This window comes from Achromobacter colocynthidis (genome assembly GCF_057334535.1).
Genome location: NZ_JBHFIZ010000038.1, coordinates 209,309 through 230,945, shown reverse-complemented (window position 1 = coordinate 230,945; position 21,637 = coordinate 209,309). Strand labels below are relative to the sequence as shown.

The following is a 21,637-nucleotide window of genomic DNA, read 5'->3' as shown; positions in this document are numbered from 1 at the left end:
ATGGGGCCGCGGCCTTTGGTCGGACTGATCCCTGGCGTGGCTATCAGCCGCCCAGCTTTTCCTTGAGCAGGTCATTCACTTGTTGCGGGTTGGCCTTGCCGCGTGCGGCCTTCATGATCTGGCCTACCAGCGAATTGAACGCCTTTTGCTTGCCGGCCCGGTACTCTTCCACGATGGCGGGGTTGGCGGCCAGCACCTCGTCGATCATGGCGCCGATGGCGCCCGTGTCGCTGATCTGCTTCAGGCCGCGTGCGTCGATGATGGCGTCGGCGTCGCCGCCGTTTTCACCGGCCCACATGGCGCCGAAGACTTCGCGCGCGATCTTGTTGGAGATCGTGCCGTCGATGATGCGGCTGATCAGGGCGGCGAGCGCGGGTGCTTGCACGGGCGAATCGGCGATGCTCTTTTCGTCCTTGTTCAAGGCGGCGGCGACTTCGCCCATGACCCAGTTCGCGGCCAGCTTGGCCTGGCCCGCCGGCAGCGCGTTGGCCACCGCCTGGAAGTAGGCGGCCAGATCGCGGCTGACCGTCAGTTGGGCGGCATCGTAGGCGGGCAGGCCGTATTCCGATTCAAAGCGGGCGCGTTGCGCGGCCGGCAGTTCGGGCATGGCGGCGCGCACTTCATCGACCCAGGCGCTGGAGATCACCAGCGTGGGCAAGTCGGGGTCGGGGAAGTAGCGGTAGTCGTGCGCGTCTTCCTTGCTGCGCATGCTGCGCGTTTCGTCGCGGTCTGCGTCGTACAGGCGCGTTTCCTGCACAACCGTGCCGCCGTCTTCGATCAGTTCGATCTGGCGGCGCGCTTCGTAGACGATGGCGCGTTCCAGGAAGCGGAACGAGTTGACGTTCTTGATCTCGGTGCGGGTGCCGAATTCTTTTTGGCCGACCGGGCGCACGGACACGTTGGCGTCGCAGCGGAACGAGCCTTCCTGCATGTTGCCGTCGCAAATGCCCAGCCACACGACCAGGCTGTGCAGCGCGCGTGCATAGGCCACGGCTTCGGCGGCCGAGCGCATTTCGGGCTCGGTCACGATTTCCAGCAGCGGGGTGCCGGCGCGGTTCAGGTCGATGCCGCTGGCGGGCGAGCCGTTGGCCAGCGTGAAGTCGTCGTGCAGCGATTTGCCGGCGTCTTCTTCCAGGTGGGCACGCGTCAGGTTGACGGTTTTTTCTTCTTCGCCGACAAAGAACGACAGCGTTCCGCCCACCACGACGGGCAGTTCGTACTGGCTGATCTGGTAGCCCTTGGGCAGGTCGGGGTAGAAGTAGTTCTTGCGCGCAAAGACCGAGCGCGGCGCGATGGTCGCGCCGACGGCCAGGCCGAAGCGGATGGCGCGTTCAGCCGCGCCCCGGTTCATGACGGGCAGGCTGCCCGGCAAGGCCAGGTCCACTTCATTGGCATGCGTGTTGGGCGCCGCGCCGAATTGCGTGCTGCTGCCCGAAAAAATCTTGGAGTCGGTGGAAAGCTGGGTGTGCGTTTCCAGGCCGATGACGATTTCCCAGTTCATTATCTGTAGTTCCAATCAGTAGTGCCGCGGCTGCGGGGCCAGCGGCGCCGGGCCGCCCGAAACGCCGGTAGTCTCCAGCAGGGACCGCGAGCGCAAGGGGCGTGGGGGCATCATCACAGCGGGGACCGCTTGTGCCAGTCGGTCACTTGTTGGTAGCGGTCGGCGATGGCCAGGAGCCTGCCTTCATCGAAGTAGTTGCCGATGATCTGCAGGCCGACCGGGCGCTTGCCGTTGTCGCCGCCAAAGCCGCAGGGGATCGACATTGCCGGCAAACCGGCCAGGCTCACGCCCAGCGTGTAGACGTCGGCCAGCCAGTCGGCGGTGGGGTCGTCGCGGTTGTCGCCGATGTTCTTGGCGACCGACGGCGTGACCGGGCCCATGATGACGTCGCATTGGCCGGCGTAGGCGCGCTGGAAATCCTGCGCGATCAGGCGGCGCAGGCGTTGTGCCTGTAAATAATAGGCGTCGTAGTAACCGTGGGACAGCACGTACGTGCCGATCAGGATGCGGCGCTTGACCTCGTCGCCGAAGCCTTCGGCGCGCGAGCGGCTGATCATCTCGTTCAAATCGCCGTATTGCTCGGTGCGGTGGCCGTAGCGCACGCCGTCGTAGCGGGCCAGATTGCTGGACGCTTCCGCCGGGGCAATGACGTAATAAGCCGGGATGGCCAGTTCCGTGCGGGGCAGGGAGACCGGCACGCGAACGGCGCCCAGCGCTTCGAACTGGGCCAGCGCGGCTTCCACGGCGGCGGCCACATCGGCCGCGAGACCCGCGCCGAAATATTCTTCGGGCACGCCGATGCGCAGGCCCTTCAGGGGCTGGCTGCCGGCGGCATCAAACTTTCCTTGCGCGGCGTCGAAGTCGCGGCGGACGCGGCCGGGCTCGTTCACGGCGGCATCGCACTTTTCCAGGCTGGTGGCGTCGCGCGGATCAAAGCCGCTGATGACGTCCAGCAGTTCAAGCAGGTCGCGGCTGCTTTGCGCCAACGGGCCGGCCTGGTCCAGGCTGGATCCGAAAGCCACCATGCCATAGCGCGACACGGTGCCGTAGGTGGGCTTGATGCCGCTGACGCCGCACAGCGCGGCGGGCTGACGGACCGAGCCGCCGGTGTCGGTGCCGGTGGCGGCGGCCACCAGGCGCGCGGCTACGGCGGCGGCCGAGCCACCCGACGACCCGCCCGGAACGGCGGCGTGGTCCCAGGGGTTCTTCACGACGCCGTAGGCGGAATTCTCGTTGCCGGAGCCCATGGCGAATTCATCGCAGTTGAGCTTGCCGATGGACACGGCGCCGGCGGCGCCCAGGCGCTCGACCACGGTGGCGTCGAACGGGCTGACGTAGCCGTCCAGCATCTTGCTGCCGGCGGTGGTGCGCCAGCCGCGGGTCACGAAAGCGTCTTTGTGGGCGATGGGCACGCCGGCCAGCGGCCCGGCCGAACCGTCGGCCAGGGCGGCGTCGGCGGCGCGGGCCTGGGCCAGCGTCAATTCAGCGTCAATATGTAAAAAGCAATTCAGGCCGCTGGCCGCATCGGCGGCCGCCAAGGCGCTTTGCGCCAGTTCGACGGCGCTGACCTGGCGTTGGGCGAGGGCCGCGCGCAAGGCGGCGATCCCCTCGAATTGGGTATGCAAGGCAGGTTTTGTCATGGCTTAGTCGAGGACTTTAGGAACCAGGAACAAGCCTTCCTGGGCGTCGGGGGCATTGGCCAGCAGCGCTTCGCGGCGCGCTTCCGAGCTGGCCTCGGTCACGGCGTCTTCACGCAAGCGCAGCACAATGTCCTCATGGGCGGACAGGGGGTGGGCCAGCGGTTCGACGCCTTGGGTGTCGACGGACTGAAGCCGTTCTATCAAGTGGAGAATGCCGTTAAGCTCCGCCTGCGCAAGTGTGCGCTGGTCGGGGGTCAATTCGATCCTGGCCAGCCGGGCAATGCGGGCCACATCTGTGTCATTAAGCGCCATAGGGATTGCAAAATCGATAAGCGAAGGCCGAAGGGCGGGACTGGGCAGTATGCATGCGCCAAACCCGTTACAAAGCTTGAATAGCCTGCATTTATGCGCTATTTCCGGTGAAATTATAAGTTATGATTCACGGTTTAATCGCCGTGATGACAGGCGGACCCGACCTTTTTCGGGCCATACGCCCCCCGGCATGAACCCAATTCCCCCCAGAATTTAGCTGAGCTCCCATGTTCGGATTCCTGCGCAGTTATTTTTCCAGCGATATGGCGATCGACCTCGGTACCGCCAATACGCTGATTTACGTCCGCGGCAAGGGCATCGTGCTCGATGAGCCCTCCGTGGTCGCAATCCGTCATGAAGGCGGGCCTCACGGCAAAAAGATCATCCAGGCCGTCGGCCACGAAGCCAAGCAGATGCTGGGCCGAGTTCCCGGCAACATCGAGGCCATCCGGCCCATGAAGGACGGCGTTATCGCCGACTTCACGGTCACCGAACAGATGCTCAAGCAGTTTATTCGCATGGTGCACCCCCGCAACATGCTGGCGCCCAGCCCGCGGATCATCGTCTGCGTGCCTTGCGGTTCCACCCAGGTTGAACGCCGCGCCATCCGCGAATCGGCCTTGGGCGCGGGCGCGTCCCACGTCTTCCTGATCGAAGAACCCATGGCCGCGGCCATCGGCGCCGGCCTGGCCGTGTCCGACGCCAGCGGCTCCATGGTCGTCGACATCGGCGGTGGCACCACGGAAGTGGCGGTCATCTCGTTGGGCGGCATGGTCTACAAGGGTTCCGTGCGCGTCGGCGGCGACAAGTTCGACGAGGCCATCGTCAACTACATCCGTCGCAACTACGGCATGCTGATCGGTGAACCCACGGCTGAATTGATCAAGAAGGAAATCGGTTCCGCATTCCCGGGTTCCGAAGTCCGCGAGATCGAAGTCAAGGGCCGCAATCTGGCCGAAGGCGTGCCGCGCAGCTTCACGGTCTCGTCCAACGAGATCCTGGAATCGCTGACCGATCCGCTGAACCAGATCGTTTCCGCCGTGAAGATCGCACTTGAACAAACCCCGCCGGAACTCGGCGCCGACATTACCGACAAGGGCATTGCCCTGACCGGTGGCGGCGCGCTGCTGCGCGATCTTGATCGCCTGCTGCAGGAAGAAACCGGCCTGCCCGTCGTGGTGGCCGACGATCCCCTGACCTGCGTCGTGCGTGGTTGCGGCGAGGCGCTGGAACACCTTGAGAAACTGGGCGCCATCTTCATCAACGACTAATACCGCCCGCCAGCCCGGAGCCCCGCTTTTTTCCGGCTCCGGCCGCTGCGGGGGCTACGGACGCGGGCGTCCGGGCTGAGATTCATGCAACGACAAGGGACCCCCCCCCTATTCAGGCGCGGCCCACCTGCGGAGGTGCGGCTGGTCGTTCTGGTCGTCCTTGCTTTGGTTTTGATCATCATGGATTCGCAATGGCGCATGCTGGAACCGGCGCGCCGTACGATTGCCGTGGCGCTGTACCCGTTCCAGCGCGCCGTCATGGCGCCGCGCGATCTGGTCCAGCAGGTCAACGAGTGGGTCAACGCGGCCAACCTCATCCGCAGTGAAAACGAAGCCTTGCAGCGCCAGCGCATCGAGCTGGCGCAAGTGGCGTCGCACGCCGCGCAACTAGCAGCCGAAAACGCGCAATTGCGCCGCCTGCTGGGTGTGACCGATACCGTGGCGCAATCGGCCGTGGTGGTCGAAGTCATGTACGAACCCACCAACGCCTTCACGCAACGGCTGGTGTTCAACAAAGGCAGCAAGGCGGGCTTGGCGCCGGGCATGCCGGTTATCGACGAAGGCGGCGTGGTCGGCCAGATCGTGCGCGTGACGCCGATGACGGCCGAAGCCGCCCTGGTTACCGACGAGCAAGTGTCCATTCCCGTGCAATTGCTGCGCAACGGCCTGCGCCTGATTGCGTTCGGCGGTAACTCCCCTGGCAAGATGGAAGTTCGTTACCTTGCCGCCAATGCCGACATCAAGGAAGGCGATACTATCGTCACCAGTGGCGTCGGCGGCCTGTTTCCCGCTGGCCTGCCCGTGGCCAAAGTGACTTCGGTTGAACGCGACACCGCTTCCGGTTTCGCCCGCGCCGTATGTGAACCACTGGCCCACCCCGAACGCTATCGCCACTTCCTGGTCTTGCAGGTGGATGTGGCCCGCGCCGAGTCCAACCGTCAGGAGGTCGATTCCGGTGGATCGGACTAACCAATCGCAACCCAGGCGCCGCCTGGGTACGCCCAGCAACGTACACCCCGACCGCCTTTCCGGGCCGGCACACGGCGTGTTTGTCTGGGGGACAGTGCTGCTGGTGTGGCTGGTGTCGTTGCTGCCTTGGCGGCTGTGGCAGGGCGCGCCCGACGTGCTGCTGCTGATCATCGCCTTCTGGTGCGTGCACGAACCGCGCCGCGTGGGTCTCTTCACGGCGTTCTTCTTCGGCTTGCTGATGGACGTGCACGACGCCGGCCTGCTGGGCGAACATGCCTTGTCCTACACCCTGGTCGCCTACGGCGCCGTGGTGCTGCATCGTCGGCTGCAACGGTTCGATCTCTGGAGCCAGGCGATGCACATGCTGCCTGTGTTCTTCGTCGCCCGTTTCCTGACGCAGATCATCCACGCCTGGCTGGCGGGAAAGTGGCCGGGCTGGGACTGGTGCATCAGCGTGGCCATCACGGCCGCCTTGTGGCCGTTGGCGGGCTGGGTCCTGCACCTGCCGCAGCGTGGCGCCGACGACGCTGAATCCTCCTCCGCCTGATGGCGGCGATGCCTGATGTTTGAATTCAAGAAAACCGGCCAGCAGCAAAAGCAGCGCTTCCGCCTGCGTGCCTGGGTGGGCGGCGTGTTCGCCCTGGTGTGCTTCGGCGTGCTGATCGGCCGGTTCTGGTATTTGCAGGTTGACCGTTACGAAGGCCTGTCCGAACGCGCGGACCGCAACCGCATCGCAGTGGTGCCGATTCCGCCGCGGCGCGGCGAGATCCTGGACCGTAACGGCGAAGTCCTGGCGCGCAACTACCGCACCTATACGTTGGAAGTGGTGCCGGCCCATGCCGGCAACATGAACGAGCTGTTCGAGCGCCTGACCGAAGTCGTCTACATCAGCCCGGCGGATCAACGGCGCTTCAAGCGTCGCGCGGCGGAATCCAGCCGCTACGCCAGCCTGCTCTTGCGCAACAACCTGAATGACACCGAGGCGGCGTGGTTCGCCGCGCACGCTTTCCAGTTCCCGGGTGTGGAATTGCGGGCGCGCTGGGTGCGCGAATACCCGCAAGGCGTGTCGGCCGCGCACGTGGTCGGCTATATCGGCCGCATCGCCGAAGGCGACAACGAAGAGCTGGAGCGTACCGGCCAGTTGGGCAACTACCGCGGCACCGACGTCATCGGCAAGAAAGGCATCGAAAAGACCTGGGAAGAGCAACTGCATGGCCGCACCGGCCTGGAAGAGGTCGAAGTCACCGCCGGCGGCCGTCCCATGCGCACGCTGCGGCGGATTGATCCGGTGCCGGGGTCGGACATCATGCTGTCCATCGACCTGGGCCTGCAGAAGGTGGCCGAAGAAGCCTTCGGGACGCAGCGCGGCGCGTTGGTCGCCATTGACCCGGACACGGGCGAGGTGCTGGCCTTTGTGTCGCAGCCCTCATTCGACCCCAACCTGTTCGTGGACGGCATTGATGTCGATAACTGGCGCATGCTTAACGAATCGCCGGACCATCCGCTGATCAACCGCCCGCTTTACGGCACCTACCCCATCGGCTCCACCTACAAGCCGTTCGTGGGCCTGGCCGCCCTGGAACTCGGCAAGCGCCGCGCAACGGACCGTATCTCGGACCCCGGCTACTACGAATTCGGCGGACAGAAGTTTCGCAACGCGGGCGGCGCGGCCTACGGCATGACGGACATGCACAAGGCCATCGTCGTGTCGTCCGACACGTACTTTTATTCGCTTGGCCCCGAGATCGGCGTCAACGCCTTGCATGATTTCACCAAGCAGTTCGGCTTTGGCCAGATCACCGGCATCGACCTGGAAGGCGAAAAGCGCGGCGTGTTGCCGTCCACCGACTGGAAGCGCGCCGCCTACAAAGACAAGGACCGCCAGCGCTGGTACGCGGGCGAAACCATTTCGGTGGCCGTGGGCCAGGGCTACAACTCCTTTACCCTGCTGCAACTGGCGCAGGGCACGTCGACCTTGGCCAACAATGGCCTGTTCCGCCGCCCGCACCTGGTGCACGCGGTGCGCGACTCGCGCACGGGCGTCGCCAAGCCCACCGTGTCCGTGCCCGACTACCGCATCCCGCTCAAGCAGGCCAACGTGGATGTGATCAAGAACGCCATGGCTGACGTGGTGCGCTCCGGCACGGCACGCCGCGCGTTCGCCAACACGCCTTACCAGGCGGCCGGCAAAACCGGCACCGCCCAGGTGTTCAGCCTGCGCGGCGGCCATTACCGCGCCAGCGCCATCGACGAACGCCTGCGCGACCACGCGCTGTTCATGGGCTTCGCGCCGCTGGAGCATCCCCGCATTGCCGTGTCCCTGATTGTCGAGAACGCCGGCTGGGGCGCCAGCGTGGCCGCGCCGGTCGCGCGCAAGGTCTTCGACTATTGGCTCGCCAAAGACCGCCAGGACCACATCGTGCGGCCCGATCGCGGCGCCCCCCTGGCATCCGTCGAAACCATTACCGACGAAGTGGTGCGCCAACAATGAAACGCCTTGGCCTCATCCTGCTACGCATTTTCACGGCGTTCGACTGGCCGCTGCTGGCCATCCTGATGATGTTCGCGGCGCTGGGCCTGACCGTCATGCATTCGGCGGTAGGTGGCACCGACTGGCGTTTCGCCGAGCAATCGCGCAACTTCATCATCGCGTTCTTCGCGATGTGGACCATGGCGCTGATTCCACCCAAGTGGCTGATGAAGCTGGCCTTGCCGTTTTACGTGGTGGGTGTGGTGTTGCTGCTGGGCGTGGAGTTCTTTGGCGAAACCAGCAAGGGCGCGACGCGGTGGCTGGATTTGGGCGTCACCCGGATCCAACCGTCCGAGATGATGAAGATTGCCGTGCCGATGATGCTGGCTTGGTATTTCCAGCGCCACGAAGGCGCCGTGCGCATCCGCGACTTCCTGGCCGCCGCCGCGATGCTGGCCGCGCCTTTTGGGCTGATCGTGTTGCAGCCTGACCTGGGCACGGCGCTGTTGGTGTTCGGCGCCGGCTTTTTCGTGATCTATTTCGCGGGCCTGTCCTTCAAGCTGCTGGTGCCGGTCATGCTGGCCGGCATCATCGGCATCGGCACGCTGGTGTACTACGAAGACCAGCTTTGCGAACCGGACGTGAACTGGGTCGTGCTGCACGACTACCAGAAACATCGCGTCTGCACGCTGCTGAATCCCAGCTCCGACCCCTTGGGCAAGGGGTTCCACACCATTCAATCGATGATCGCGGTGGGCTCGGGGGGCGTGTACGGCAAGGGCTACATGAAGGGCACGCAGACCCATCTGGACTTTATTCCCGAACGCACCACCGACTTCATCTTCGCCGTCTACGCCGAGGAATTCGGCCTGTATGGCGGCATTGCGATCCTGGTGCTGTACGGCCTGATGATGGCGCGCGGCCTGACGATTGCGTCCCGCGCATCATCGCAGTTCGGCCGGCTGCTGGCCGGCGCGCTGACGATGATGCTGTTCATCTACGTGTTCGTAAACGTCGGGATGGTGACGGGCATCCTGCCGGTTGTAGGCGTACCCTTGCCCTTCATGAGTTACGGCGGGACCGCGCTATTCACAATGGGCATCGCGTTCGGCATCATGATGAGCATCAGCCGACACAGATCCACCAAAACCTGACACCGCGCGCCCCTCCCTCAAGGCAACGCCTCCGGCACCCCCAAATCCGTCGCCAGCTTCGTCAACCCGTCCCAGATCCGGCTGTCGAACTCGACCGAATCCGCATTCACCGCGCGATTCCGGGCTTCATATTCCCCCGGATACTGCACGGCCTCCACACCCGGTTGCGGCTTGCAGGCGTGCAAATAATCGATGAACGCACCCACTTCCATCGACCGCCAGTCCGTATTGAAGTCCACCTGCGGATCCAGCAGCAGCGCGAACATATTGTTCGTGGCTACGCCGTTGCGCGGGTGTTCGGGCTGAATCGTGCCCCCGCCCGACAACACTCCCGCCAGCAGTTCGGCCACCAGGCCCAGCGCGTAGCCCTTGTGGCCGCCAAAGGGCAGCAGGGCGCCCGGCGGATCGGCGAACAGCGCGTTGGGGTCCGTCGTGGGGTTGCCGTCCGCGTCGATCAGCGAGCCGGGCGGCGCCTGTTCGCCCTTGGCCGCCAGCACCCGCGCCTTGTTCACGGCGATGGAGCTTGTCGCCATGTCCACGATGAAGGGCGGGCGTCCGCCGGGCAGCGGGCCCGCAAAGCACAGCGGATTGGTGGTCAGGCAGGCCTGCGCGCCACCAAACGGCGCCACGGTGGGCGCGCGATTGATCACGTTGGTGAACGCCAGCAGGATCAGACCCTTGGCCGCCACCATTTCACCAAAGTGGCCCATGCGGCCCAGGTGATGGCTGTGGCGCAGGGTCACGATGCACTGCCCGTGTTCCTGCGTGCGCTCGATGGCCTTTTCGATAACGACCTTGCCCACATATTGGCCCAGGCCGTGGTGGCCGTCGTAGGCCAGCATGGCGCCGCGGTCATTGACCAGCTCTGGGCGGCCGTCCGCCTGCGCCAGCCCCTGGGACAGCACGCGGCGATAGTTCGTCAGGATCGACAGGCCGTGGCTGGTGTAGCCGACCCGGTCGGACTCCACCAGGTGTTCGGCCACGTCGCGCGCGATGTCTTCCGGCACGCCTTGCGCCATCAGCACGCGGCGGCCGTATTCATTGGCTTGGGCTAAAGAGAGTTTCATGATGCGTACTCCTTACAGCCAGCCGAGCCAGCGCCAGTAGGTCATGCCCATCAGCAGCATCAGCAGGTAGCCGACGATGGTGACGATGATGCCGACTTTCGCGAACTGCTTGGCGTTGAAGGTTTCCGTACCCAGGCACACCATGTTCTGCGGCGCGTTGATCGGCAGGATGAAGCCGTAGCTGACGACAAAGCCCAGCAGCATCGTCATGCCCAGGCGGCTGAAATCGCCGGGCAGCGTGGCCAGCACCGAGATCAGGATGGGCAGCATGGCCGAGGTCAGCGCGGTGGCGCTGGCAAAACCCAGGTGGATGACGATCAGGAACGCGGCAAGCACGGCGAAGATAGCGAGCGGCCCAAGATGGTCCAGCCCGGTGTGCGCAACCACCTGGTTGCCCAGCCATTGGCCGGCTTGTGTGGTCAGCAGGGCGGTGCCCAGGCTGATGCCCACGCCGAACACGATCACGGTGCCCCATGGAATGCGCGACTGCACGTCTTTCCACGTCATCACGCCAAAGCGCGGCAACAGCAGCAAGACCAGGCCGAAGTAGGTGGTCGACGTCGTGTCGAACTTGTGCAGCTTGCCTTCGGTTGCCCAGAACAGCAGCAGCATCAGCGACACACCCATCAGGCGCTTTTGCGCGCCCGTCATCGGGCCCAGTTCAATCAGCGACTTTTCGACCGCTTCCTTGCCCCCGGCGATGCTGTCGCTTTCCGGCGGCAGCAGCTTCAGCACCACGACGATCAGCACTGCCGACATGATCAGCGACCACGGGGCGCCGGCGATCAGCCAGTCCGACCACGCCACGCGCTCGCCCAGCATCTTTTCCATGAAGCCGACGGTCAGCAGGTTTTGCGCGGCGGCGGTCTGGATACCCACGTTCCAGATGCTGGTGGCTTGCGCCACGATGATCATGATGCCGGCCGCGATGTTCGAGCGCTTGTCCACGCCGAAGGCGGCGATGACACCCATCATGATCGGCACAACGGCCGCGCTGCGCGCGGTGGCGCTGGGCACGACCAGGCTCAGCACGATCGTCACGGCGATACATCCGATCAGGATGCGGCGCGTGCTGGTGCCCACCCGCGACAGCGTGACCAGCGCAATGCGCCGGTCCAGCCCGGTGAAGGTCATGGCGGCGGCAATGAACAAGGCGCCGGTGACCAGCGCCAGCGCCGAGTTGGCAAAGCCCGTCAGTGCCATGCTGATGGCGGCCGACGTCCCGTACAGCACGTTGGGGTCTTTGATTGTCGGAGCCGTGCCCAGCAGGAAAGCCATCAGCGTCGTGATCATGATCGCGCTGGCTTCGTAAGACACGGCTTCGGTAATCCAGACCACCACGGCGAACGCCAGGATAGCCAGCATGCGGTGGCCCGCAACCGGCAGGTCGGCGGGCAGGGGCATCATCAGCACGCCGATCATCACCAGAACGCCGGCGATGAGTCCGATGGGTATTTTTACTTTCTTGGGGGCTTGCGAGGCAGGGACAGCGGCTGGCGCGGTCATATCCATCTCCGGTTGAGGTCAAACCGCCGACACACTTCCCGCGAGCACGGGTTTATTCAATTCGATGTGTCGACGCTACAGGACGATCGTGACGGCATTGAGGAAAACCCGCATTGATGTGGATCAAGCTGATGGAAATCTGGGCTTGAGCAAACCCATCCGGGGCATTATGCTCGACCGCCCTTGTGGGTCGCAAGCAAGGACTGTTGCATGAATGCACACGAATTGTGCCAGCGCCCTGCGGCGTTGGCTCCTGATTTTTACTTGAATTCGTTCGTGTTATGCCGCTAATGAGCGGCGTCGCTCAACCCAGCGCCAGGCGCAGCTGCTCATCCAGGTGCAGCGTCGGCGCCACGCGCCCGCCGCTTTGCGCATAGCGCAGCCAGCGGCCCAACACCAGATGCGTCAGCAGGCTGGCGTGCGCGGCCACATTGGCGTCCGCCGGCAGGCCGCCATCCGTGATGGCGATGCGCAGCGACTGCTTCAACGACGTTTCGATCCGGTCGTTGATATGGTTGATGCGCTCTTGCAGCCGGTTGTCTTCCGTGACTAGCGCGTCGCCGGTCAGCACCCGCGTCATGCCCTTGTTGCGCTCGGAAAACGTCAGCAGCATGGCCACGGTCTTGTGCGCTTGCGGCACGCCGTAGGGTTCCATGGTGGCAATCTGATTGACCAGCGTGAAGATGCTGGTTTCGATGAACTCGATCAGCCCTTCGAACATCTGCGCCTTGCTGGCGAAATGCCGGTACAGCGCGGCTTCCGACACTTGCAGGCGCGCGGCCAGCGCGGCCGTGGTGATGCGGGATGCGTGCGGTTGCTCCAGCATCTCGGCCAGGGTCTGCAGAATCTGGGTCTTGCGCTCGCCGGGTTTGCTCGCCATGGAAGGGACTGCTCTCGCGCAGGCTTGGACGGTGAAGGGAGGGGGAGGAGCGCGCCGCTATCCCCGCAGGGGACGCCGACGTAACAACAAATCACTGACGGAGTTTACCCGCAAGTCGACATAGGGCGGACGATGTGATTGGCCGCGCGAAAAGGGCGTGCCGGGGTGATACACGTGCACCGTGCGCACGCCCACGCGGCGCGCGCCGCGCAGGTTGGCCAGCGTGTCTTCGACCAGCACGGCACGGTGGGCGGGCACGCCTTCGCGGGCCAGCACGTAGCGCAGCAGCGCGGGCGACGGCTTGGGCCGGAATTCACCGTGCAGTTGCATGTGCTCGATGGCCCACAGGCTGTCAAACTGGTTCAGGATGCCCAGGCGTTCCAGCACGGAACGCGCATAGCGCAGCGGCGCGTTGGTCAGCAGCACCTTGCGGCCGGGCAGGCGGCGCAGCTTGTAGGCCAGCGCCTTTTCGCTGCGCACCAGCGGGTTGACGTCGAAGTCGTGGCTGCGGTGCAGGAAGTCGTGCGGGTTGACGCCGTGGTGACGCACCATGCCGATCATCGTGGCGCCGTAGCGGTGCCAGTATTGCCTGCGCAGATCGTTGGCGGTGTCGATATCTACATTCAGCGCCTCGGCCACCGCCATGGTCATGCCCAGGTCTATCTTCGGAAAGATGGCATGCGAGGTATCGTGCAGCGTGTTGTCCAGATCGAACAGCCACAGGCGTTCGGAAACGCCCGTGGCCACGCGGCGCGAGCGGCGCAGGCGCACCGCCGGCCGTAACAAGAGGCGCTGTGCTCGCATCAATGCGAGCTGATCATCGTGCCCACGCCTTGGTCGGTCAGGATTTCCAGCAGCAGGCAGTGCGGCACGCGGCCGTCGACGATGTGCACGGAATTCACGCCGTTCTTGGCGGCGTCCAGCGCCGACGAGATCTTGGGCAGCATGCCGCCCGAGATGGTGCCGTCGGCGAAGAGCTCGTCGATGGTCTGGGCCGACAGGCTGCGCAACAGCTTGCCCGCCTTGTCCAGCACGCCCGGGGTGTTGGTCAGCATCAAGAGCTTTTCGGCGCCCAGCACCTCGGCCATCTTGCCGGCGACGACGTCGGCGTTGATGTTGTAGGCGGTGCCGTCTTCGCCATAGCCGATGGGCGAGATCACGGGAATGAACTGGTCGTCTTGCAGGGCCTTGACCACGGCAGGCTCAACCAGCGTGATGTCGCCCACGAAGCCGATGTCGATCGGTTCGGCGGGGTTGTCCTTGTTGGCCATCAGTTTTTTCTGGGCCTGGATCAAGCCGCCGTCCTTGCCGGTCAGGCCCACGGCCTTGCCGCCGACCTCGTTGATCATCATGACGATGTCTTGCTGGACCTGGCCGCCCAGCACCCATTCAACCACTTCCATGGTTTCGGCATCGGTCACGCGCATGCCCTGGATGAAGGTGCCTTGCTTGCCGATGCGGCGCAGCGCGTCGTCGATCTGCGGACCGCCGCCGTGCACCACCACCGGGTTCAGACCCACCAGCTTGAGCAGCACGACGTCGTGCGCGAAGCTGCGCTGCAAGCGCTCTTCCGTCATGGCGTTGCCGCCGTACTTGACCACGATGGTCTTGCCGTGGAATCGTCGGATATACGGCAGTGCTTCAGACAGCACAGCGGCTTTGACAGCGGGGGACGAACCGGCAGCAGGGGCGGGGGTGTCGGTCATGGCAGCTAAGTCGGCAAATAGATATGAGTGGTTAGAAAAAATGCCTGCACAACATCGCGTTCGGAACGCGGTAGCGCAAGCATACGACGGATTGTAGTACCCCCGCGTTTCATATGCCTAAAACCCATGTTCATATGCCCGACAAATAACCGGCATTCAGGTAAATTGGGTGCGTTTTCCAGACAGCGGAGCCCCGCACAAGGGGGTGAATCCGGCTCGCTGAGAATCAGTCCCCTATTTTCATCCTATAAAAGAGGCAACACATGCGTTTGAACTTCGTCCGGTCTGCCCTGGTGGCATCGGCCTTCCTGGTGGCGGCCCATGCCGCCCATGCAGAAAAAGTGGTGGTGGGCGCGACCCAGGTTCCCCACGCCGAAATCCTGGAAGTGGTGAAACCGCAGTTGGCCAAGCAGGGCGTCGAGCTCGACATCAAGGTGTTCAGCGATTACGTGCAGCCCAACCTGCAATTGACGGACAAGCAGTTGGACGCCAACTTCTTCCAGCACAAGCCGTATCTGGATTCGTTCAACAAAGACCGCAAGGCCACGCTGGTGCCGGTAGCGCTGGTTCACGTTGAGCCCTTTGGCGGGTATTCCAAGAAGATCAAGAGCCTGACCGAGCTCAAGGACGGCGCCACGGTCGCCATCCCGAACGATCCGTCCAACGGCGGCCGCGCACTGGTACTGCTGCAAAAGCAGGGCGTGATCAAGCTGAAGGACCCGTCCAACATCCTGGCCACCGCGGCCGATGTGGTCGAGAACCCCAAGAAGCTGAAATTCCGCGAACTCGAAGCCGCGATGCTGCCGCGCGCGCTGGACGATGTGGACCTGGCCTTGATCAACACCAACTACGCGCTGGAAGCCGGCCTGGTCCCCACGAAAGACGCGCTGTTCATCGAGGGCGCCGATTCGCCCTACGCCAACATCCTGGTCACCCGTTCGGACAACAAGGACGCACCCGGCATCAAGAAGCTGGTGGATGCGCTGCATTCGCCGGACGTGAAGAAATTCATCCAGGAAAAGTACAAGGGCGCGGTGATTCCGGCGTTTTGAGCCTGGCAGATCCCGCTTGATCCGGCTGATTCGGTCGGGCAAAAATAAAACCGCCCTTTGGGCGGTTTTGTTTTGGGAGCGGGAAACGGAGCAACCGGAGAAACGCGCAGGCAACCACACGCGCAAACCCAGCGCGATCAGCCTGCCGCCAGCGCCTTTTCCACGGTGGCGTGGAATTCGGCCACGTCGTATTCACCCAGATAGCGTTTGATGATGTGACCCTGCTTGTCGATCAGGAAGGCGGTGGGGGTCAGCCGGATGTCGCCGAACGCGCGGGCGATATCGCCCTTGGTGTCCAGCGCCACCGGGAACGGCAGCTTGCGCTGTTCAGCGAAGTTCAGCACGAAGTTGGGCGGGTCGTAGTTCATGGCGACCGCCACGGCTTCATAGCCCTTCGCGGCGTATTCCTTATAGGCGGCGATGGCTTCCGGCATCTGCTTCACGCAAGTCACGCAGCTGGTTGCCCAGAATTTGACCAGCACGACCTTGCCGCGCAGGTCCTGCATCGAAAAGGTTTTGCCTTCCAGCGTGGTGAAGGTGACGTCGGGCGCGGTCTGGGCAGGGCGCCAGACGAACCAGGCGCCGATACCTACCGCCACCAGGACGGCCAGGGCTACGATGGCTTTTTTCATTTGATGGGCATTGCTTCAACGCCATTGCTCGTGCCGGCCGCGTTGTTGTCGCTGGGTGCTGCGCCGGCGCCGCTTTGAATAGGCGCTTTGGTTTCTGTGGAGGCGTCCCGGGTGCTGCTGTTGGACAGCCGGATCGCTTCTTCGCGGCTGATGGTCTCGAACAGTTTAACCACCTTGACCACGCCACCGACATCCGCCGTGGCGTTGGCCGCGTAGTCGCCTTCGGCCTGGGTCAGCTTGCCCATCAGGTAGACGACGCTATTGTCGGTCGTCAGTGCAATGGTGCCGGACGGCACGTACTTGGTGTTGATCAGCGCGGTCTTGACCTTGGACGTCAGCCACGTGTCGTTCGAGCGCGTGCCGAACGAGGCGATGGGGCCGACATTCAACTGGTTGATCACCTGTTTGACGTTTTCGATGCCTTGCGCAATGGTGGTCGCTTCGGCTTTGGCCTGCTCGGAGGGCACGTCGCCCGTCAGCAGCAGGTGCCCGCCATAGGCCATGGCGTTGACGCGGGCGGTGTCGCCCAGCTTTTGCGAGATCTGGCTTTGCGCCTTGAAGGCAATGTTCTGGTCTTCAAGCTGGACACCGGAGGTGCGGCGGTCGGTAACCACGACCGCCGTGGTGGCGGCCGCGCCGCCCACGATCAGTGGCGCGCAGGCCGACAGCGACAGCGCGGCGGTGGACAGTGCCGCCGCGAGCATCAGGGGGCGAACTGCGGTTCTGACGTCAGAAATCATTCGGTGTCTCCAAGCAGAAGAGCGTCGATGCCGTCGCACAGCGCGTGCAGCAGCAGAATATGGACTTCCTGGATCCGCATGGTGCGGTCGCTGGGAACACATAGATGGACGTCCATGGGCGTGATGAGTTCCCCCATGACGCCGCCGCCCTTGCCCGTCAGGGCCAACACGTGCATTTCGCGGGCGCTGGCGGCTTCCATGGCGCGCACCACGTTGGGGGAATTGCCGCTGGTCGAGATGGCCACCAGCACGTCGCCGGCCTGCCCGAAGGCGTTGACCTGGCGTTCATAGATTTCATCAAAGCCGTAGTCGTTGCCGACGGCGGTGAGAATCGAGGTGTCGGTATTGAGCGCGATGCCCGCCAGGGGCAGGCGCTCGCGTTCGAAGCGGCCCACCAGTTCGGCGATGAAATGCTGCGCATCGGCGGCCGAGCCACCGTTGCCGCAAGCCAGAATCTTGCCGTTGTTCGCCAGGGCGCCGAATAGAACGTCGACCGCCACTGCCAGCGGTTCCGCCAGGACGTTCATACTTTGTTCGCACGCAGCCATGGCGTCGCGAAAGTGCGACGTCATACGAGAGGTCATATCCATGGGCGCGATTATCTCACGGGGCCGTCGTGCCGTTCTGTCCATGCGTAACGACTGTGCGGCACATCGTTACCGGCGTGTCCGGACCCTGCCTGCGCATCGGGCTACGGCAGCACAAACGCGCCGCGCAGCCACTGCGGATGGCCGGCGTCGAACACCACCGCGTCAAAGCGGGCGGGGGGGGCCACCCCCTGCCAATGCCTCCGCGCCAGTTCCGGCAGCCAGTGCGCGGCCGCGCGGGCCAGCCGAGCCTGTTTGTCGCGGCCGATGCTTGCCGCCGCGCCGCCGTAGCGGGTGTGTGCGCGGGCGCGCACTTCAACGAAGACCAGCGTGTTGCCGTCGCGCATGACCAGATCGATCTCACCGGCCCGTGTCCATAGATTGCGCGCCAGCAAGACCAGGCCGCGGGCTTGCAGCAGCCGCAACGCGGCGTCTTCGTGGTGGTCTCCCCGGCGCTGCATGGGCGAGCGCCGCACCGGCGTGTCGCCAGGGGCGGGCGGCGGCCGGCTGCGACGCCGCCGTTTGTCCGCGCGACGCCGGGCGGCCAGCGCCAGTTCGCAGGCCAGGCGCAAGGTATCGTCCGTCATGCAGGCTCCGAAGATGGCGGGGATTGGCGGCTACACTGACATGGTTTTCCGTGTCAGTAGGCTGCAATGAATCAAAATGTCTCACCCCCGCCCGGTGGCGATGCCTGGAGCCGCGTAGCCGACCGCGTGGCGGGGCAGCATTGGCCCGCGTCGACGCTGTACGTCGTGGCCACGCCGATCGGTAACCTGGGCGACTTGGGGCTGCGGGCCTGGCATGCCCTGCAACGCGCCGACGTGATCGCCGCCGAAGACACGCGCGCCAGCCGCACCTTGCTGGACGCCTGGGGCGTCAGCACGCCGCTCATGGCCGCGCACCGCCACAATGAAGCCACCGCCGCACAAGCCATCTGTGAACGCCTGGCCCAAGGCCAGCGCGTGGCGCTGGTGTCGGACGCGGGCGCGCCCGCCGTCAGCGACCCCGGCGCGCGCGTGGTGCGCGCCGTGCGCGAGGCCGGTTTCGCGATCGTGCCCGTGCCCGGACCCAGCGCCGTCATTGCGGCGCTGATGGGCAGCGGCGTTACCACCGACGAAAATCCCGCCTACGCCTTTGCCGGTTTCCCACCGCCCAAGGCCGTGGCCCGCCAGCGCTGGCTACGTTCGTGGTGCGCCTTGCCCGCACCCGTGGTGATGTTTGAATCCCCCCACCGGCTGGCCGCCACGCTGGCGGACCTGCTGGAAGTCTGCGGCCCCGATCGGCAACTGACCGTGGCGCGCGAGCTCACCAAGCGCTTTGAAGAAATCGCCACCATCACGATGGGCGAAGCGGCGGCCTGGTTGGCTGCCGACGCTCACCGCGAACAGGGTGAATTCGTGCTGATCGCGCATGCCGCCGTCGAGCAGGAAATCGACGTGGACGCCGATCCGCGCACCGACGTGTTGCTGGACGCGCTGTTGGAATCGCTGTCCGTGCGCGACGCCGCGCGGGTCGCCGCCAAAGTCACGGGCCAGCCGCGTGACGTGTTGTACAACCGGGCGCTGTCGCGCAAGAAGTCGGCGGAGTAAGCCATGGCGTACCCAACAATCGTGTCGAAAAAACCCGCCGATCCGCTGGAACCCTTGGCCTACCGCGACATGCCTACCCCCTTGGGGGAGCTGCGTCTGGTCGCCAGCCCGAAAGGCCTGCGGGGCGCCTGGTTCACGGACCAGGAATCGCTGCCGTCGCCTGAAGGCTGGACGCACACCGATGCCGATCCCATCCTGGAGCAGGCGCGGCGCGAACTGGACGAATGGTTCGCGGGCAAGCGCCGCGCTTTCGATGTGGCGCTGGACCCGGTCGGCACCGCGTTCCAACACAAGGTCTGGCAGTCATTGTGCGCGCTGGATTTTGGCAAGCTTGCCAGCTATGGCGATCTGGCCCGCAGCGTGGGGCGGCCCAAGGGCGCGCAGGCGGTCGGCGGCGCGGTCGGCCGCAACCCCATCATCATCATCATTCCCTGTCACCGCGTGATTGGCGCCGATACCTCGCTGACGGGGTTTGGCGGCGGGCTCCCGCGCAAGCAGGCGCTGCTGGCCCACGAAGGCAACCGCTATGTCAGCCGCAACCCGCGCGCGCGCCGCGTCTGCGACGGGCAAGCCGAGCTGCCCTGGTGAATCTGCCTTGGTAAAGCTGCCTTGGTAAGCCCGAAAGCCGCCCGCGTTTACTGCGTGGCGATGCTGGGCAGGATGCCGATGCGGTCGGATACGACCGGCACTGCGTTCAACGCGCTCTGGCGGTCGGGGTACGGGCCGATTCTGACCCGGTACAGGTTGTTGGATTGATCCACCTGGGCCGGCGGTGCGCCCGCCGCGCTCAGTTGCGGATTGATGCGGGCAACCAGCGATTGCGCATTGCCGGCCTGGCTGAATGCGCCCACTTGCAGATAGACATTGCCGATGCCGGCTGCCGGCGCCTGGCGTACCGGGGCCGAACCCGCGGCGGGGCCGGGCAAGGGTTCTGCCGTCAACGCCACCGGCGCGGCGCTCAACGGCGCCTGGACGGGCAAGGAGCCCGTGGCGGAATCGGGTTCCGGCGCCGCGGGCGTTCCTTGCGAGGCCAGGCGTCGAATCTCTTCCTGCGGAATGCTCTCGACCACAACCTGCCCGCTACCCGGTCCGATGATGCCCAGCTTGTAGGCGGCCACGTAGGACAAATCCATGATGCGGTCGCTATGGAACGGCCCACGGTCATTCACGCGCACGATGATCGTCTTGCCGTTGACCAGGCTGGTGACGCGCGCATAGCTGGGAAGCGGCAGCGTCGTGTGGGCCGCCGTCATGGCGTACATGTCGTAGGACTCGCCGATAGACGTGGAATTGCCGTGGAACTTCTTGCCGTACCAGGATGCCAGGCCGCGTTGCTTATACGCTTGGCCGCTGGTGTCCGGCACGTAGCGCTTGCCGAAAACCACATAGGGCCGGTTGGCGCCGCTGGCATAGGGTTCGATGCGGGGCACCGCGTCCGGCACCTGATCCAGGTTCGACGGCGGGTTGGCGTCCGGGCCGTCGTCTTTGTAGTACCCGCCGCCCTTTTTGCGTCCCCCGGTGGAAGAGCAACCGGCCACGGCAATGGCCAGCAACAGCATCAGGATCAGGCGTAGCGGGCGAGACAGGGTCATGCGGATTCGGTGGGCAATTGGTTTCGGTGGCGCACCAGCAAGGGGTCGTGGTCGGCGAAGCGCAGCGCCAACTGCTCCACCACATAGACCGAGCGGTGCTGGCCGCCCGTGCAGCCGATTGCCACGGTCAGGTAGTTGCGGGTGTCCTGCGTGTATTGCGGCAGCCAGCGGTTCAGGAAGCCGGCGATGTCGTCGACCATCTGCCCCACTTGCTCGTAACCGGCCAGCCAGGTGGCAACGGGTTCGTCGCGGCCGGTCAGCGGCCGCAGGTTGCGGTCGTAATGCGGGTTGGGCAGGCAGCGCACGTCGAACACCAGATCGGCGTCGCCGGGAACGCCGCGCTTGTAGGCGAAGGATTCGAAGGTCAGCACCAGCGGCGCGCGGTCGGCCTGGATCAGGTCGCGGATCCAGGCGCGCAACTGGCCCGGGGTCAGGTCCGAGGTGTCGATCACATGTTCCTGCTCGCGCAGCGGCGCCAGCAGTTCACGTTCCAGCGCAATGCAGTCGGCAAGCGAAGGCGGCGTGCCCCCGCGTTGCAGGCGATCGGTAAGAGGATGGCGGCGGCGCGATTCCGAGTAGCGCTGCACCAGCGTCGAGGTATTGGCGTCCAGGAAGACCACGCGCAGGCTGGTGCCCATGGCGCGCAACGCGGTGACCACGTCGGGCAGTTCGGCAAGTTCGCCGGGCGAGCGGACGTCGATGGCCACGGCCACGCGCTCCAAGCCTTCGTCGCGTGCGTTGGCGATGAATTCGGTCAGGAAGCGCACCGGCAAGTTGTCGACGCAGGTGTAGCTGGCGTCCTCAAGCATGCGCAAGGCAACTGATTTTCCCGAACCTGAGATACCGGTGACTAGGACGACTTTCAACATGGACATGATTGTGGCACGCTTTTCCAGGACGATGCAGGCGGGATGACATCTGATATGGCCGTAAATCGGGAATCTGCGCCTGTACCCTTTCTTGCCCCAT

At 64.7% G+C, this 21,637-nt stretch carries 22 protein-coding genes; 8 read left to right on the top strand and 14 right to left on the bottom strand.

Annotated elements, in window-relative coordinates; genetic code table 11:
• Positions 1 to 43: 43 nt before the first annotated feature.
• The 3 genes from gatB to gatC form a co-directional block, all read right to left on the bottom strand.
• Complete coding sequence (gatB, locus tag ACE04A_RS25175) at positions 44 to 1,501, bottom strand: Asp-tRNA(Asn)/Glu-tRNA(Gln) amidotransferase subunit GatB (RefSeq protein ID WP_259250995.1); 1,458 nt, start codon at positions 1,499 to 1,501, stop codon at positions 44 to 46.
• Between the two features lie 113 nt (positions 1,502 to 1,614).
• Positions 1,615 to 3,141, bottom strand: coding sequence for an Asp-tRNA(Asn)/Glu-tRNA(Gln) amidotransferase subunit GatA (gatA, locus tag ACE04A_RS25170; protein WP_485820647.1), 1,527 nt, complete (start codon positions 3,139 to 3,141; stop codon positions 1,615 to 1,617).
• Positions 3,142 to 3,144: 3 nt separating this feature from the next.
• Complete coding sequence (gene gatC / locus ACE04A_RS25165) at positions 3,145 to 3,453, bottom strand: Asp-tRNA(Asn)/Glu-tRNA(Gln) amidotransferase subunit GatC (RefSeq protein WP_259250993.1); 309 nt, start codon at positions 3,451 to 3,453, stop codon at positions 3,145 to 3,147.
• Positions 3,454 to 3,680: 227 nt separating this feature from the next.
• On the opposite strand from gatC, the gene ACE04A_RS25160 reads away from it, so the two are divergent.
• From ACE04A_RS25160 to rodA, 5 genes are all read left to right on the top strand, one after another.
• Positions 3,681 to 4,724 (top strand): rod shape-determining protein, encoded by a 1,044-nt coding sequence (locus tag ACE04A_RS25160; protein ID WP_006216320.1) that lies wholly within the window; start codon positions 3,681 to 3,683, stop codon positions 4,722 to 4,724.
• A gap of 84 nt (positions 4,725 to 4,808) precedes the next feature.
• Complete coding sequence (mreC, locus tag ACE04A_RS25155) at positions 4,809 to 5,693, top strand: rod shape-determining protein MreC (RefSeq protein ID WP_100853921.1); 885 nt, start codon at positions 4,809 to 4,811, stop codon at positions 5,691 to 5,693.
• Positions 5,680 to 6,240, top strand: a complete 561-nt coding sequence (mreD, locus tag ACE04A_RS25150; protein WP_100853922.1) for a rod shape-determining protein MreD — start codon at positions 5,680 to 5,682, stop codon at positions 6,238 to 6,240. The genes mreC and mreD overlap by 14 nt, the downstream gene beginning before the upstream one ends.
• 15 nt (positions 6,241 to 6,255) lie before the next feature.
• Positions 6,256 to 8,184 (top strand): penicillin-binding protein 2, encoded by a 1,929-nt coding sequence (gene mrdA, locus ACE04A_RS25145; protein ID WP_485820646.1) that lies wholly within the window; start codon positions 6,256 to 6,258, stop codon positions 8,182 to 8,184.
• Positions 8,181 to 9,317, top strand: coding sequence for a rod shape-determining protein RodA (gene rodA, locus ACE04A_RS25140; RefSeq protein ID WP_259250990.1), 1,137 nt, complete (start codon positions 8,181 to 8,183; stop codon positions 9,315 to 9,317). Before mrdA ends, rodA begins: the two co-directional genes overlap by 4 nt.
• 17 nt (positions 9,318 to 9,334) lie before the next feature.
• Here the strand turns inward: rodA and ACE04A_RS25135 are convergent, their stop codons facing one another.
• The 5 genes from ACE04A_RS25135 to argB all read right to left on the bottom strand — a co-directional run bounded on the left by ACE04A_RS25135 (position 9,335) and on the right by argB (position 14,476).
• The gene (locus ACE04A_RS25135) at positions 9,335 to 10,384 is read right to left on the bottom strand and encodes an Ldh family oxidoreductase (protein WP_259250988.1); all 1,050 of its coding nucleotides are present in this window, start codon (positions 10,382 to 10,384) and stop codon (positions 9,335 to 9,337) included.
• Positions 10,385 to 10,396: 12 nt separating this feature from the next.
• Positions 10,397 to 11,890, bottom strand: coding sequence for a DASS family sodium-coupled anion symporter (locus ACE04A_RS25130; protein ID WP_279994309.1), 1,494 nt, complete (start codon positions 11,888 to 11,890; stop codon positions 10,397 to 10,399).
• 304 nt (positions 11,891 to 12,194) lie between these two features.
• Complete coding sequence (gene slmA / locus ACE04A_RS25125; protein WP_485820645.1) at positions 12,195 to 12,770, bottom strand: nucleoid occlusion factor SlmA; 576 nt, start codon at positions 12,768 to 12,770, stop codon at positions 12,195 to 12,197.
• A gap of 57 nt (positions 12,771 to 12,827) precedes the next feature.
• Positions 12,828 to 13,574, bottom strand: coding sequence for a pyrimidine 5'-nucleotidase (locus ACE04A_RS25120; protein ID WP_259250985.1), 747 nt, complete (start codon positions 13,572 to 13,574; stop codon positions 12,828 to 12,830).
• Positions 13,574 to 14,476, bottom strand: a complete 903-nt coding sequence (argB, locus tag ACE04A_RS25115) for an acetylglutamate kinase (protein ID WP_485820644.1) — start codon at positions 14,474 to 14,476, stop codon at positions 13,574 to 13,576. Before argB ends, ACE04A_RS25120 begins: the two co-directional genes overlap by 1 nt.
• Positions 14,477 to 14,739: 263 nt before the next feature.
• Between argB and ACE04A_RS25110 the strand changes: the two genes are divergently transcribed.
• Positions 14,740 to 15,528, top strand: coding sequence for a MetQ/NlpA family ABC transporter substrate-binding protein (locus ACE04A_RS25110; protein WP_279994310.1), 789 nt, complete (start codon positions 14,740 to 14,742; stop codon positions 15,526 to 15,528).
• A 137-nt stretch (positions 15,529 to 15,665) separates the two neighbouring features.
• On the opposite strand, the gene ACE04A_RS25105 is transcribed toward ACE04A_RS25110, so the two are convergent.
• The 4 genes from ACE04A_RS25105 to ACE04A_RS25090 all read right to left on the bottom strand — a co-directional run bounded on the left by ACE04A_RS25105 (position 15,666) and on the right by ACE04A_RS25090 (position 18,074).
• Positions 15,666 to 16,160 (bottom strand): peroxiredoxin family protein, encoded by a 495-nt coding sequence (locus ACE04A_RS25105; protein ID WP_100853928.1) that lies wholly within the window; start codon positions 16,158 to 16,160, stop codon positions 15,666 to 15,668.
• Complete coding sequence (locus tag ACE04A_RS25100; RefSeq protein WP_100853929.1) at positions 16,157 to 16,900, bottom strand: BON domain-containing protein; 744 nt, start codon at positions 16,898 to 16,900, stop codon at positions 16,157 to 16,159. Before ACE04A_RS25100 ends, ACE04A_RS25105 begins: the two co-directional genes overlap by 4 nt.
• Positions 16,897 to 17,490 (bottom strand): phosphoheptose isomerase, encoded by a 594-nt coding sequence (locus tag ACE04A_RS25095; protein WP_013396736.1) that lies wholly within the window; start codon positions 17,488 to 17,490, stop codon positions 16,897 to 16,899. Before ACE04A_RS25095 ends, ACE04A_RS25100 begins: the two co-directional genes overlap by 4 nt.
• A 101-nt stretch (positions 17,491 to 17,591) precedes the next feature.
• Entirely contained in the window at positions 17,592 to 18,074 is a 483-nt protein-coding gene (locus ACE04A_RS25090; RefSeq protein ID WP_259250979.1) for a YraN family protein, read from the bottom strand.
• Between the two features lie 66 nt (positions 18,075 to 18,140).
• Here ACE04A_RS25090 and rsmI point away from each other — a divergent pair, with 66 nt between their 5' ends.
• Both rsmI and ACE04A_RS25080 read left to right on the top strand, forming a co-directional pair.
• Positions 18,141 to 19,076, top strand: coding sequence for a 16S rRNA (cytidine(1402)-2'-O)-methyltransferase (gene rsmI / locus ACE04A_RS25085; protein ID WP_485820643.1), 936 nt, complete (start codon positions 18,141 to 18,143; stop codon positions 19,074 to 19,076).
• 3 nt (positions 19,077 to 19,079) lie between these two features.
• Positions 19,080 to 19,664: a methylated-DNA--[protein]-cysteine S-methyltransferase gene (locus ACE04A_RS25080; RefSeq protein ID WP_448718325.1), complete on the top strand. Its 585-nt coding sequence runs from the start codon at positions 19,080 to 19,082 to the stop codon at positions 19,662 to 19,664.
• Between the two features lie 47 nt (positions 19,665 to 19,711).
• Here ACE04A_RS25080 and ACE04A_RS25075 read toward each other — a convergent pair whose 3' ends face one another.
• On the bottom strand, positions 19,712 to 20,668 hold the full coding sequence (locus tag ACE04A_RS25075) for a septal ring lytic transglycosylase RlpA family protein (RefSeq protein WP_448718326.1): 957 nt from the start codon (positions 20,666 to 20,668) through the stop codon (positions 19,712 to 19,714).
• The gene (gene rapZ, locus ACE04A_RS25070) at positions 20,665 to 21,537 is read right to left on the bottom strand and encodes an RNase adapter RapZ (protein ID WP_100857552.1); all 873 of its coding nucleotides are present in this window, start codon (positions 21,535 to 21,537) and stop codon (positions 20,665 to 20,667) included. The genes ACE04A_RS25075 and rapZ overlap by 4 nt, the downstream gene beginning before the upstream one ends.
• Positions 21,538 to 21,637: the final 100 nt, after the last annotated feature.